Source organism: Streptomyces cadmiisoli, from assembly GCF_003261055.1.
Lineage (GTDB): Bacteria > Actinomycetota > Actinomycetes > Streptomycetales > Streptomycetaceae > Streptomyces > Streptomyces cadmiisoli.
On sequence record NZ_CP030073.1, the window covers coordinates 2,114,961 to 2,128,786 of the forward strand.

Sequence of the window (13,826 nt, forward strand, 5' to 3'; positions counted from 1 at the left end):
CCGGCGCTGTCCGCCGGCCCGGTGTGCGTGCCTCCCGCGGGCTAGCCCTCCAGCTCCGCCAGCCCCTGCCGGGCCCGCGTCGCGAGCCCGTCCGCGCCGCACGAGCGGGCCAGGGTCAGTCCCCGGTTCAGCTCGGCGGCGGAGCGGGCGACCAGTCCGTACTCGATACGGGCCGCGGCGTGCTCGTACTGGCAGGGCGAGGCCTCCAGATAGGTGGCCGCCTGGGCGGCCAGCCGCACCTTGCGCTGCCCGGTCTCCAGTGCGGCGGCGCAGCGCAGGGCCTCCCCGATGGCGGTGTCGGTGCCGAACCGCTCGGCCTGGCGGCGGGCGTCGGTGGCCAGGCGACCGGCCCGGACCGGGTCCTCGCCGGCGAGCGCGACCGCGAGGTCGACACTCCACGGAGCCAGTACCGGGTTGTGCCCGCCGCGGGCCGCCGCCGCCTTCTCCGCCGCCTCCAGCTCGTTGATGCCTTCCTCGGTGCGGCCCGCGGCGAGCAGCAGCCGGCCGCGCACGGAGCGGGTGTCGGGCAGCACGATGGTGGACGGGTACGGCGGGGTGAAGCCGTAGTTCTCGGCCGTGGCCCAGGCCTCCTCGACATGGCCGCGGGCCAGCAGGGTGTCGATCAGACCGCAGGTCGCCGACCAGTACAGGGGCAGTCCCCGGCCCACGCGCTCGGCGAGCCGCAGCGACTCGCGCAGCACCGTCTCGGCGTCCTTGAGGCGCCCCTGCCGGCGGAAGGCGAGGCCGAGGAAGGCGTTGGCCAGGGCCAGATGGCCGCCGCTCCAGCCGGCTGTGGTGTAGGTGCGCAGGGCCTCGGCGAAGAGGTTCTCGGCGCGGTCGAGCCGGTCGGCGTAGGCGTAGGAACTGCCGAGCATCATCAGCAGTTCGACGCCCCACTCGGTGTCGGTCCAGCCCAGGCCCGGGGCGAGGCGGCCGTTGACGAGGGCGCGGTCGCACAGCTCGACGACCTCCTCGGCGTTCTCGCCGTGGGTCATGGCGTCGAAGCCGCGCAGGATGAGCAGGGCGCGTTCGGAGTTGTCCCGGCCGGTGCAGGTGCGCGCGAGGTCGGCGAGGCGTTCGGAGCGGCCGGGGGTCGCGGCCTCTCCGGCGTGGATGCCCTCCCACATGTACTGCACGGCGCGCAGCCGCATCCGGGCCGGCCCCTCCTCGTGCCGGGCGGCCTCCGCCTCGACCGTGCGGACGGCCTGTTCCAGCTGGTCGTTGTGGAGCAGGGCCTGGGAGAGCCGGAAGACGGCGTCGACGCGGGCGGGCCCGTCGAGGCCGGGCATGGCGAGCGCGGTCTGGAGGTGCCCGATGGTGGTGGCGGGCGCGGTCAGCAGGGTGGCGCAGCCCAGTTCGTAGAGCACGCGCGCGTGGGCGTCGGGCCGGGGCGGCTCCTCGAGGGCTCGTTCCAGGCAGCGGCGGGCCGCGTCGGGGGCGCCGACCGCCAGGTGTTCGCGGGCGGCGTCACGCAGTTGGTCGACGAGTTCGGCGTCGTCGTCCGGGTGGACCTGGAGGAGGTGGCGGGAGGCGGCCGCGGCGCCGAGCCCGGAGTCGGTGACGATCCGGGCGGCGATGCCGTGCATGGCGGTGCGCAGGGCGTCGGGGATCGAGTTGTAGACGGCGGTGGCGATCAGCGGGTGGACGAACTCCAGATCGCCGCCGTCGGGCCGGCCGTGCGCCTGGGCGGGGGCGGTGAGGATACGGGCGCTGCGCAGCAGGGCGGCGCAGCGCGCGGCGTCGTCGTGGCCCATGGTGGCGAGCTGGGCCACCAGGTCGACGGAGATTGCGGTGCCGAGGATGGCGGCCGCCCAGGCGAACCGGGTGGCGTCGATGCCGAGCCCCTCCAGCCGGGCGACCAGGCCGCCGCCGCGGGCCGAGCGGTTCAGGGCGCGCAGTTCCCCGGCCGAGTTCTCGGTCGGCTCCAGCTCGCTGTCGCGCACCTTGGCGAGGAGTTCGACGGTCTCGTACGGGTTGCCGCCGGTGACGGCCCACACCTCGCGGCAGAACGGGGCATCGGCGTGGGCGCCGATGGTGGCGCGGGTGATGCCGGCGGTGGCGCCCGGGGTCAGGGCGCTCAGCGTGTTCTCGGGCCGTCCCGCGGCGGCGGACACCGTGTCCAGATGGCGGGCGCTCTCTCCGGTGGCCTCGCCCGGCCGGCGGGCGACCACGACCAGCACGGACAGATCGTCCAGGCGCTCGGCGAACGCGGCGAGCCAGTGCAGGGTCTCCTGGTCGGCCCAGTGGGCGTCGTCGATCAGCAGGACCAGCGGCCAGTCCCGCTTGGCCAGCCGGCGCACCGCGGCGACCAGGCCGTCGCACACGCCCTGCGGGTCCGGCTGCCGCCCGCCGGGGTCGGCTATCCCGAGGGCGGGGCCGGCGACGTCGTACCAGTCGCCGAGGTACTCGCGGGCCTCCTCCGGCAGCAGCGACACGAGGGCGGGCTGGAGCAGTTGCCGTACCACGTTGAAGGGGACGGACCTGAGGGTCTCGCCGCCGCGGGCCGACCACACGGTGCAGCCGCGGTCCTCGGCGATGCGGCGGGTCTCGGCGAGCAGCGCGGTCTTGCCGAGCCCGGCCTCGCCCCGGAACACCAGCAGGCCGCCCGAGGACGAGCCGTCGGCGCACAGGGCGTCGACCGCCCGGACGACGACGGCGACCTCCTCGTCGCGCTCCCACAGGGAATCCGAGGTGGCCGCGGCCGGCCCTGCCTCCGTCATCCCGCTACCTCCCGAAGTCGCCCGAACGACGTACAGGGCGAGAGTAGTCCTCCGGGCGCCGCCGCGGTGACCGTACCGGCAGGCCGTTGCCGTGTCGCGTGAAGTGGGTGTACGAGGGCGACACCGTGGTGTCCTTCGGCAGGCCTCGTGAAAGTAATTGACAGTCACCTGCCGTGAAATGACGCTGATTTTCCGAACCCGCGGTATCCCGGTACCGCCCAGTGAACGAGGTGGATCATGAGCGCTCCCGCGCAGCGTCCGGCCACGGCCGGCGCCCGGCCCGAGCGGTCCCGCCGGGCACTGGTGGCGGGGTCGGTGGGCAACTTCATCGAGTGGTACGAGTTCGGCGTCTACGGCTACTTCGCCACGATCATCGCGGCGCGCTTCTTCACCCCCGAGGGGGGCAGTGAGGTCGAGGCGCTGGTGAAGACGTACGCGTCGTTCGCCCTGGCGTTCTTCTTCCGGCCCGTCGGCGCGGCGCTGTTCGGGCGGCTCGGCGACCGGATCGGCAGACGACCGGTGCTGATCCTGGTGATCGGTCTGATGACCGGCGCGACCACGCTGATCGGCGCACTGCCGACGTACGACACGGTCGGCGCCCTCGCCCCCTGGCTGCTGACCTTCCTGAGGATCCTCCAGGGCCTGTCCGCGGGCGGCGAGTTCGGCGGGGCGGTGGCGGTGATGACGGAGTTCGCCCCGCCGGGGCGGCGCGGACTGTACGGGTCCTGGCAGTCGTTCACGGTGGCGCTCGGACTGCTGGGCGGTGCGGGCGCGGCGGCACTGCTGGCCACGGTGCTGACGGAGGCCCAGCTGGCCGACTGGGGATGGCGGCTGCCGTTCCTGCTGACGCTGCCGATGGGACTGGGCGCGCTGTGGCTCAGGCTGAGGCTGGAGGAGACGCCCGCCTTCAGCCGGGAGCGGGCGCTGGAGCGGCACAGCCCGCCGACGGGCGAGGTGGTGCGGGCCGTCGCGCTGGGCGCGGGGCGCATCATGGGCTGGGCGGCGGCCGGGTACACCTTCCTGGTCGTGCTGCCGTCCTATCTCCAGAGCACGCTCGACGCCACCTTCCAGCAGGCGCTGATCGCCACGGTGCTGGCCAATCTGGGCTTCGCGGCCACCATCGTCCCGGCCGGACTGCTCAGCGACCGGGTGGGGCGGCGGCCCGTGATGCTGTCGGGTGCGCTGCTCGTGGTGGTCCTCGCCGTCCCGCTGCTGAACCTCCTTCAGGATCCCGGGGTGTCGAACGCGGTCAAGGGGGCGGCGGTGTTCGCCGCGGGCGCGGTCGTCGGACTCATGGCGGGCCCCGGACCGGCGATGCTGTCGGAGATGTTCCCGACGACCGTGCGCTACACCGGGCTGGGACTCGCCTACGCCCTGTCCAATGCCGTGTTCTCGGGCTGTGCCGGGCTCATCATCACCGAGACCGTCGAACGGACCGGGAACGTGGACATCCCCGCGTACTACGCGGCGGCGACCTGCGCGGTGAGCGTGCTGGCCCTCGCGGCGGCACCCGCGAGAGGCGGCAAGAGGAAGGCGGGTTGAACGGATGCGGGTGATCGGGCTGATGTCCGGTACGTCGTACGACGCCATCGACGCCGCGGCGGCCGATCTCGGCCTCGTCGGCGACGGCCTCGTGCTGAGGCCGCTCGGCATGGTCAGCGAGCGGTACGACGACGAGCTGCGGGCCTCGCTCGCGGTGGCGCTGCCGCCGGGGACCGTCCCGATGGCCGAGGTGTGCCGGCTGGACACCCGGATCGGACGGGCCTTCGCCGCGGCGGCCGTCCGGGCCGACCGCGAACTGTGCTCCGGGCAGGCGGAGTTGGTGGCCTCGCACGGGCAGACCGTGTACCACTGGGTCGATCGGGGGAAGGTGCACGGCACGCTGCAGCTCGGTCAGCCCGCGTGGATCGCCGAGGCGACCGGGCTGCCCGTGGTCGCCGACTTCCGGCCCCGGGACATCGCCGCCGGGGGGCAGGGGGCACCCCTGGTGAGCCTGGTCGACCTGCTGTGGCTGCGCGGACGGCCGGGCACACCGGTCGCCCTCAACCTCGGCGGGATCGCCAACCTCACCGCGCCCGACGGGACCGCCTTCGACACGGGCCCGGCGTGCGCGCTGATCGACGCGGCGGCGCACGGGTTCAGCGGCGGCCGGCTGGCGTACGACCTGGACGGCGCCCTGGCCGCGCGCGGTCACGTCCATCAGGAACTGCTGGACCGGCTGCTGGCCGATCCGTACTACGCGCTGCCCGCGCCGAAGACGACCGGCAAGGAGCTGTTCCACATCGGGTACCTGCACCAGGCGCTGGCGGGCCTCGGCACCCTGCCGGCCGAGGACGTGATCGCGACACTGACCGGGCTGACCGCCCGCACGGTGGCCGACGCGGTACGGGCGACGGGCGGCACGGAGGTGATCGCGTCCGGCGGGGGCATCCGCAACCCGGTGCTGATGCGGATGCTCGGTGACGCGCTGCCGGGGGTGGCCGTGCGTACCTCCGACGAGCTGGGGCTGCCCGCCCAGGCGAAGGAGGCGTACGCCTTCGCGGTACTGGGGTTCCTGACGGCGCACGGCCTTCCCGGTACGGTGCCGGCGAGCACGGGGGCCCGGCATCCGAGCGTGCTGGGGTCGGTGACACCGGGGCGGGGCGGGCTGCGGCTGCCCCCGCCGGCCGAACGGGCGCCGGTGCGGCTGGTGCTGGAGTGACCGGGGCACCGGACCGGACGGCGACGGAACACGGCCCTCTCATCCCGCTTTCACCGACGCCTCTTACGGTGGGGGCATGACGCAGGAGACTCCTCCCGGGTGGTACCCCGACCCGGGGCAGACAAGTGACGGTCCCGCCAGCGAGCGCTGGTGGGACGGCAGGGCATGGACGGACCGGACCCGTCCCGTGGGGCCGGCCGCCGCCTGGGGTCCCCCGGTGGGGCCGCCCACCGTCGACGCGGCGCAGCAGCAGACGGTGTTCCCGGGGCACATCGGCTATCCGGGACAACCGCCCCAGCCCCCTGCCGCCCCGCGGCGGGGTCTGCGCGCGGGCATCGCGGTCACGGCGGCCGCCGTGGTCCTCGCCTGCATCGGTGTCGGCGTCTACGCGCTGACCGACGACGAAGGCGGCACGGACCGGGCCGGTACGCAGCAGGGCCAGGACCGCAGCGGTCCGCCCGAGGGTCCCTTCGGCGACTCGGGCGGCTCCGGCGGCGGCCGGTCGCCCGGGCCGGAGGAGTCCGGGCCGCCCAAGGTCGAGGGCGGCGGGACCGTGTCCGACGTGGTCAACGGGATCAGCCTGCCGGTGCCGGAGGGCTGGACCGGTGAGGCCTTCAGCGTGGGCGCGCAGCTCAGCTCGCAGGACACCTACGACTGCCCCGGCGACACCGCCAAGTCCTGCGCCAAGGGCGGGGCCTACTCGGCGCCCGCCCAGGTGCTGCGCACCAAGGGCAGCACGCCGGAGCAGGTCGCCAAGGCCGACATCGCCGCGAACGCCGAGGAGTCCTACGGCGGCACGTCCTACGGCGGGATCACCTCGCACGAGGTGCTGGAGTCCAAGGCGGTGACGGTGGCCGGGCAGAAGGGCTACCTGGTCCGCTGGAAGGCGGTCACCAGCAAGGGCGCCGACGGCTATGTCCAGTCGCTCGCGTTTCCCTCGCCCGCCGACCCGGACCATCTGGTCCTGGTCCGCTTCGGGGTGGACGCCGACCAGAAGGTGAGCGTCATCGACGACATCACCGAGGGCATCGAGGTGTCGTCCGGCGGCGGGAACGGACGCAGCGTCTGACACCGCCGCGCGGAGCGCCGGGCCGCGGCCCGGCGCCCGCCGGACACCGGTCGGCCGGGTGGGCCCCTCCTGAACGGAGGGGCCCACCCGGCCGAGGGGGCGCGCCGCCCCCGTCCCCACGGTGCGGCGCCGGCAGGCCGGCCGTCCAGTCATCCCGTGGACGGCGGCCTGGTCTCAGGTGAGGCCGAGTGCCGGCAGCACGGCGGCCTCCAGGAAGCAGAGCAGGTAGTCCTCGTCGGCTTCCTTGCCCTCCAGGACCGGCCGGATGCGCAGGACGCCGAGGATCTGCGCCGGTACGCACTCCAGCGCCGGGTGGTCGGCACGGACCTCCCCGCGCTCCACCCCGCGCTGCAGGATGTTCCTGATCGCGGCGACGTCCGGTTCCACCAGCGCCTCACGCAGTGCCTGGGCGAGTTCCCGGTCCTCGACCACGGCGTGGCCGAGCGCCTGGAGCAGCGGGCTGTCGCGGCGCGACCAGTCCCCCGCGGCCCGCGCGACCTGGCGCAGGTCCTCGGCCAGCGAGCCGGTGTCGATGTCGGCGAACCGCACCCGGCGGTTGGAGCGCAGTGCCGCCGCCACGAACTGGGGCTTGGTCTTCCACTGCCGGTACAGAGTGGACTTGCTGCACCGCGTGCTGGCGGCGACGGCGTCCATGGTCACGGCGTCGTACCCGCACTGGCGGATCTGGTCCAGCACGGCGTCGAAGAACTCCTGCTCACGCTCCGGCGTCAGCTTGGAGCGGCGCGAGGCGCCGACCGTCTCCGGTCGGTCCGCGGCCTGCGACGTCATGGGCTTCGTCTCCTCGCTCCCGTCCGGCGGCCAAAGGGCCCGTCCTCCAGTGTGATCCACCTTATCGGTACTCCAGTGTACCGGTACTCGTACGTATCGGTACACTCCCGTATCGGTACACACTCGTATCGGTACACTCCCGTATCGGTACAGACGCGTTTCGGTACAGCGCCGTGTCGATGACTTCGTCGTACCCACGACACGTAACACCGTCAGCGAAAGGGCCGGGGGATGAATGCCCGCACCGAGCCTGCCGATCCGAAGACCGACGCGATAGCGCGGCCGCCGATCATCCGTGAGCTGCTGCTCGTCGCAGGGCTCTTCCTCGTCTACAAGGCAGGCCGGCTGCTGGCGACCGGCCACACCGCCGAGGCCTTCCGCAACGCGCACCATGTCTGGGACCTGGAGCGAGCCCTGCGGCTGCCGAGCGAGGGCGGGGTGCAGTCCGTGCTGCTGCACGGCGAGTTCGCGGTGCACCTCGCGAACACCTATTACGTCAGTGTCCACTTCCCGGCCACCGCGGCCTTCCTGGTCTGGCTCTACCTGAGGCGCCCGCGGCACTACGTCTGGGCGCGCCGGGCACTCGCGGCGCTCACCGCCGCCGCGCTGGTGCTGCACCTGGCGTTCCCGCTCGCTCCCCCGCGGATGCTCGCGGCGACGGGACTGGTGGACACGGGGCGGCTGTACGGCCCGTCGGTGTACGGGTCCCCGGAGACCGACCAGATGTCCAACCAGTTCGCCGCGATGCCCTCCCTGCACTTCGGCTGGGCACTGATGCTGGCGATCGGGCTGATCGTGCTCGGGCGGTCGCGGTGGCGATGGCTGTGGCTGCTGCACCCCCTGGTGACGCTGCTGGTGATCGTCGGCACGGCGAACCACTTCTGGCTGGACGCGCTCGTGGCGTCCGCACTGCTCGGCGGGGCGCTCGCGCTGATCCGCCCGCCGCGCGGGGCGGCTCGCGCCGTGCCCCGGGCGGCCGGCAACGCGGTGCCCGCCGAACAGCCGGTGCTCGTGGCGGCCGCCCGATGAACGCCACCCTCGTCGCCGTCGTCCTGTCACTGGTCTCCGCCGTCGCCTACGCGGCCGCCGCCGTCGCCCAGGAACGCCTGGCCGCCCGCAGCTCCGGCCGGGGGGTGCTGCGGCTGCTCGGCCGCGCGGCGTGGTGGCTGTCCGTGGCGCTGAACGCCTCCGGCGCCGTCCTCCATGTCATCGCCCTCGCCTACGGACCGCTGACCCTGGTGCAGCCGCTGGGGGCGCTGACGCTGGTCGCGGCCGTGCCGATGGGGGCGTGGCTCGCGGGCCGGCGGGTCAGCGCCGTCGAGTGGCGGGGCACGGCCTTCACCCTGCTGGGGCTGGCCGCGCTGCTGATCACGGCGTCCGGGCCCGCGCCCGACGACGTGCTCAGCGGCTCGGAGGCCCTGCTGGTCGCGGGCACCGCGGCCCTGCTGATCGGCACCCTGGCCTGGCCGGGCTCCCGGCCGGGGCTGCGGCACGCGACCGCGTCCGGGATCGCCTCCGGGGTCGGATCGGCCCTCACCCAGACCGTGACGGTGGCCGCGACGGACCGGTCCGGTCCGCCGATCGGCATCGAGGTGATCGGTGTGGCGCTGCTCGTCGCGGCGTTCGCGACCGGTGGCCTGCTGCTGTCCCAGAGCGCCTACCGGGGCGGACTGGGCGCCCCCCTCGCACTGGTGACGGTGGCGAACCCGGCGGCGGCCGCGGTGATCGGGCTGTCCCTGCTCGGTGAACGGCTGCGGGGCGGCGGCGCGGGCACCGTGCCGGCGCTCGCCGGTGCCGCGCTGGCGTCCTGGGGAGTGGTCCTGCTGTCACGGGCGGCACGACCGGGCCCGTCGCCCGCTCCGTTCCCGGCGGAGCCCGAGCCCGAGCCCGAGCCCGAACCGGCGTCGGTGCCCCGGCAGCCGCATCCGGGACCGGGGCACCTCACACCGTGGTGAACGGACTGGTCAGTCCGTGGCGATCGCCGGATCGCTCACGCCGGGACGCCCGTTCTCGACGTGCCCGGCGCAGCGCCGCAGGAACGCCGGGTCGTCCTCGGAGGTGACCGTGAGGTCGTACCAGCGGCGGCTCGCCGCCAGGTCGACGGTGTGCCGCACGGTCGCGCCGGGGCGCACCCGGAAGGTGTGGGTCCGGTCGCGGTAGCCGTCGGCCAGCTTCAGCCGGGCCGTGCCGGACCCCTTGTTGGTGAGGGTCAGCTCGACGTCGTCACCCCGGTACCGGACCGTGACCTCGGGTCCGGCCACCTTGTTGCGGCCCTTGAACACACGCAGGAAGCCGTTGGGGCCGTGCACCGTCAGGTCGTAGGAACCGCCGGAGTACGCCGAGTTCCAGGTGTCGGACAGGTGCTTGCCGGCCTCGGTGGTGTAGGTCCAGGGTCCGTCGGTGCGGTTGCCGGAGGTGACCAGGAAGGCGGCGCCGGCCTTCGCGCCGGAGGCGAAGTTCAGCGTGAACCTCCCGGTCGCCACGTCCGCGGCACCGTCCACCTGCGGGGCGTACCGCAGCGGACGGGCCGGGCGCAGCCCCCGCTCCTGCCTCGGCATGTCCGGGTCGGCCGGCGGGGTGGGCCGGTAGTCGGGGTGCCGCTCGCGATCCGGCGGCTCGTAGCCGTCGGTGTCCGGCAGGTGGGTGGGCCGGCTGTCCTTGCGGGAGAAGTCGAACGCGGACGTCAGGTCGCCGCAGATCGCGCGCCGCCAGGGCGAGATCTGCGGCTCGTGGACGCCGAAGCGGCGCTCCATGAAGCGCACGATCGAGGTGTGGTCGAACGTCTCGGAGCAGACGTAGCCGCCCTTGCTCCAGGGCGAGACGACCAGCATCGGCACGCGCGGACCGAGGCCGTAGGGACCGGCCTGACGGCCGGCGTCGCCCGGGTACAGGTCGAGGGAGACATCGACGGTGGACCTGCCCCTGGAGGCGTCCTTCGGCGGCAGCGGCGGCACCAGGTGGTCGAAGAAGCCGTCGTTCTCGTCGTAGGTGATGAACAGGGCCGTCTTCGCCCACACCGCCGGGTTGGAGGTGAGGGCGTCCAGGACCTGCGCGATGTACCAGGCACCGTAGTTCGACGGCCAGTTGGAGTGCTCGGAGAAGGCCTCGGGGGCCGCTATCCACGAGATCTGCGGCAGCTTGTCCGCCTTGACGTCGGCCCTGAGCCGGTCGAAGTAGCCGTCGCCGTTCTTGACGTCGGTACCGGTGCGGGCCTTGTCGTACCAGGGGTCGCCGGGCCGGGCGTTGCGGTACTTGTTGAAGTACAGCAGCGAGTTGTCGCCGTAGTTGCCGCGGTAGGCGTCCGCGATCCAGCCCCAGGAGCCGGCCGCGTCCAGGCCGTCGCCGATGTCCTGGTAGACCTTCCAGGAGACGCCCGCCTTCTCCAGGCGCTCGGGGTAGGTCGTCCAGTCGTAGCCCAGCTCGTCGTTGCCGAGGACCGGGCCGCCGCCCTTGCCGTCGTTGCCGGTGTGCCCGGACCACATGTAGTAGCGGTTCGGGTCGGTCGAGCCGATGAACGAGCAGTGGTAGGCGTCGCAGACCGTGAAGGTGTCGGCGAGGGCGTAGTGGAAGGGGATGTCCTCGCGGGTCAGGTACGCCATGGTCGTGGTGCCCTTGGCGGGCAGCCACTTGTCGTACTTGCCGTCGTGGTAGGCCTCCTGCCCGTCGGGCCAGCTGTGCGGGAGCCCTTCGAGGAACTGCATGCCGAGGTCGTCGGCGTCGGGGTGGAAGGGCAGCACCTCCTCGCCGTTCTCGGCCTGGTGCCACACCGACTTGCCGTTGTCCAGGGACACGGGGTGCGGGTCGCCGAACCCGCGGACACCGCGCAGCTTGCCGAAGTAGTGATCGAAGGAACGGTTCTCCTGCATCAGGACGACGATGTGCTCGACATCCTCGATCGTTCCCGAGCGGTGGTTGGCCGGCAGCGCGGCGGCCCGCTCGATGCTGCTCGACAGCGCGGTGAAGGCTGTGGTGGCGCCCGCGATCTGGAGGAATGTGCGCCGGTTGACTTCGGGCATGGGTGAAGGACCTCTCGTCCTGAAGTGGTTCGACCGGCCGGGTGATGACGGAATGCGCGCGAAAGGAGTGTTCCAAGAGCACCGAACGTCAGGGAAGGGTGCGGTGGCGCTGCTGTGAAAGTCGCGGGTACGTGGACTGCGTCTCGCCCAATCGGGACGGTTTCCGGACGATTCGGTGCGTACCGAGGGAGCGATGGTGCACACGGGTGTGCCCGAAAGTCCCGCCGGCCCGGACCTCGCGTACGAGGAGGTCCGGGCCGGCGAGGCTTCGGGGAAGCCGGTCATGAGGTCAGGTACGCCTCCACCTCACTGAACTGGGCGGCAGGCCAGCCGGTGTTGGCCGTCACGTGCAGCCGCAGGTAGCGCAGGTTCGTACCGCCCGGCAGGGGGACGGTGACCGTGTTGCCGGTCGCCGGGTCGAAGCGGTGCCCCTGCGCGGCGACGACCGTCGAGTACGTCGAGCCGTCGGTGCTGCCCTGCACCGAGAACGTCTGGGTGCGGGCCTGCCAGGCGGAGGACGGCGGCAGCTTGAGCACCAGCCGGCGCACCGCCTCGGCCGAGCCGAGGTCCACGGTCAGGGACTGCGGGAAGGCGTTGTTGGCCGACTCCCAGTAGCTGCTCGCGTCCCCGTCGACCGCCCTGCCGGGCGTGTAGACGTCCTGGGAGCCGGTCGCGGTGGCCGGGCGGCCCTTGGCGAGGTTGCGGCCGGGGTCGGGGTCCGGGTTGCCCTGACCGGGCCGGGGCCAGGTCGAGCAGTCGGACCATGTGCTGCTCCAGCCGGAGTTGCCGCCGCCGTCGGTGACGGTGAAGGTGCCCGAACCCGACGGGTAGGGGCAGTTGTAGATCCCGGCGGCGCCGACGCCGGTGGCCGTGACGTTGCGGAAGGTGGCGGCGCCCTGCGTCTCGGCCTGGACGACGACCGTGCCGGTGTTGCGTACGGTGGCGCCGTCGACCGTGACGTTCCGCGCCGCCAGGCCGCGCCCGCTGCCGGAGACGAACTCGAACGCGCTGTACGGGCTGTCGGTGATCGTGGTGTTCGTGATGCGGACCTGCGCGTCGATGGCGCTGTCGTAGGAGTCGACGCGCAGGGCGCCCATCGGATGGTTCCAGTTGGGGTTCATCGCTCCGGTGCGGACGAGCGTGTTGCCGTCGACGGTGATGGTGCCGGCCAGCGGGTGGAACGGGTCGAGGAACTTCTGGTTCGAGATCGCGATACCGCTGCCGAGGGCGTTGGTGTCGGAGACCAGGTTGTCCCGGACGGTGATGTCGGTGCCGCCGTAGATCGCGATGCCGTTGGCGAGGTTCGGCTGGGTGATGGTGTTGTTCTCGAAACTGCTGCTCGTGTTCGGCGCGTACAGCGACCACATGGCGAGCGCGTCGTCGCCCTGGTTGCGCAGGAAGTTGTTGCGGACGCGGACGCCGCGCGCGGTGCCGTTGAGGTTGAGGCCGTCGGCCGTCATGTCGAGGAAACGGCTGTTCTCGACGACGAGGTTGTCGTTGTTGCCGGTCAGCCACAGGCCGACCTTGAGGTGCTGGAGCCACATGCCCGAGACGCTGGAGTTCGGGCCTAGCGAGCCGTTGACGAAGTTGTCCGGGCTGGAGTCGACGCGTTCGGTTACCTCTCCGACGACCGCGAAGTCCTTGATGTGGACCCGTCCCGAGGAGCCCGACTGGTCGATGAAACGGGAGGTGCGCACCACGGAGTGCCAGTGCCCGGCGCCCTGGAGGGTCACGTTCTGCACCCCGTTGAGGGACGACGTCAGCCGGTACTCGCCCGGCGGGATCCACACCACCCCGCCCTGCGCCGCGGCGATGGCGTCGCGGAAGGCCTGCGTCGAGTCGCCCTGGCCGCTCGGGTCGGCGCCCCGGGAGACGACGGAGACCGATCCGGCGGGCTGGCCGGCCGGCCCGGCGACCTGCTCGAAGTCGGCGACGTCCACGGTGACCTGGGTGTTCGTCGCCTGGAGGGCGACCTTGTCACCGGCCTGCACGTTCTGGCCGAGCAGCAGCCGGGCGTTGTCGTAGAAGTGGTGGGTCCGCGCGCCGGGGATCCAGCCGGTGTCGACGTACGAGTACTTGGAGGTGACGGCGAGGGTCTTCGCGATCCTGGTCCCGTTGACGTACACGTCGAGCGTGCCGGACTGGCCGTCGGGGACGCTGTAGGCGACGTTCACGGCGTTGGCCGCACGGGGCACGGTGAACTCGACGCGCTGACCGGCCGAGAGCCGGACGGCCTGCCGGCCGGACGCCTCGGAGGCGAGGGTGCCCTGGGTGAGATCGGGGCCGATCCTGCTGCCCGTCGTGGTCGCGGACTCGGCCTCGACCGAGGTGAAGGGCAGGGTGGCACCGGCCGCGGCGTACGCGGCCGGCGTACCGAGGGTGGCGAGCGTGCCGGCGGTCAGGGCGACGGTCACCCCGACGGACGCCATGCACCTGACATATCTGCGGGTGGTCGACTGCATGTGCCGATCCCTTCGTGGTGGGGGTTGCGGGGCCAGCGGGCACGATGTCGGAAACGCCGCACACTCAAG

At 72.9% G+C, this 13,826-nt stretch carries 9 protein-coding genes; 5 read left to right on the forward strand and 4 right to left on the reverse strand.

Features of this window, described 5'->3' with window-relative positions:
- Positions 1–41: 41 nt before the first annotated feature.
- The gene (locus tag DN051_RS08805; RefSeq protein WP_112438444.1) at positions 42–2,720 is read right to left on the reverse strand and encodes an ATP-binding protein; all 2,679 of its coding nucleotides are present in this window, start codon (positions 2,718–2,720) and stop codon (positions 42–44) included.
- A gap of 237 nt (positions 2,721–2,957) precedes the next feature.
- Here DN051_RS08805 and DN051_RS08810 point away from each other — a divergent pair, with 237 nt between their 5' ends.
- The 3 genes from DN051_RS08810 to DN051_RS08820 all read left to right on the forward strand — a co-directional run bounded on the left by DN051_RS08810 (position 2,958) and on the right by DN051_RS08820 (position 6,490).
- Positions 2,958–4,262 (forward strand): MFS transporter, encoded by a 1,305-nt coding sequence (locus DN051_RS08810; RefSeq protein ID WP_053759048.1) that lies wholly within the window; start codon positions 2,958–2,960, stop codon positions 4,260–4,262.
- Positions 4,263–4,266: 4 nt separating this feature from the next.
- Entirely contained in the window at positions 4,267–5,421 is a 1,155-nt protein-coding gene (locus DN051_RS08815; RefSeq protein WP_053759049.1) for an anhydro-N-acetylmuramic acid kinase, read from the forward strand.
- Positions 5,422–5,497: 76 nt separating this feature from the next.
- Positions 5,498–6,490 (forward strand): DUF2510 domain-containing protein, encoded by a 993-nt coding sequence (locus DN051_RS08820; RefSeq protein WP_053759050.1) that lies wholly within the window; start codon positions 5,498–5,500, stop codon positions 6,488–6,490.
- 174 nt (positions 6,491–6,664) lie between these two features.
- Here the strand turns inward: DN051_RS08820 and DN051_RS08825 are convergent, their stop codons facing one another.
- Complete coding sequence (locus DN051_RS08825; protein WP_053759051.1) at positions 6,665–7,279, reverse strand: TetR/AcrR family transcriptional regulator; 615 nt, start codon at positions 7,277–7,279, stop codon at positions 6,665–6,667.
- A 231-nt stretch (positions 7,280–7,510) separates the two neighbouring features.
- Between DN051_RS08825 and DN051_RS08830 the strand changes: the two genes are divergently transcribed.
- Together DN051_RS08830 and DN051_RS08835 are read left to right on the forward strand one after the other, a co-directional pair.
- The gene (locus tag DN051_RS08830; protein WP_053759052.1) at positions 7,511–8,308 is read left to right on the forward strand and encodes a phosphatase PAP2 family protein; all 798 of its coding nucleotides are present in this window, start codon (positions 7,511–7,513) and stop codon (positions 8,306–8,308) included.
- Positions 8,305–9,234 carry a DMT family transporter gene (locus tag DN051_RS08835; RefSeq protein WP_053759053.1) on the forward strand — a complete coding sequence of 310 codons (930 nt, stop codon included), beginning with the start codon at positions 8,305–8,307 and terminating at the stop codon, positions 9,232–9,234. The genes DN051_RS08830 and DN051_RS08835 overlap by 4 nt, the downstream gene beginning before the upstream one ends.
- A 9-nt stretch (positions 9,235–9,243) precedes the next feature.
- Here DN051_RS08835 and DN051_RS08840 read toward each other — a convergent pair whose 3' ends face one another.
- Together DN051_RS08840 and DN051_RS08845 are read right to left on the reverse strand one after the other, a co-directional pair.
- Positions 9,244–11,295, reverse strand: a complete 2,052-nt coding sequence (locus DN051_RS08840; RefSeq protein ID WP_112438445.1) for a phosphocholine-specific phospholipase C — start codon at positions 11,293–11,295, stop codon at positions 9,244–9,246.
- A gap of 281 nt (positions 11,296–11,576) precedes the next feature.
- Positions 11,577–13,757, reverse strand: a complete 2,181-nt coding sequence (locus tag DN051_RS08845; protein WP_053759068.1) for a discoidin domain-containing protein — start codon at positions 13,755–13,757, stop codon at positions 11,577–11,579.
- Between the last annotated feature and the right edge of the window lie 69 nt (positions 13,758–13,826).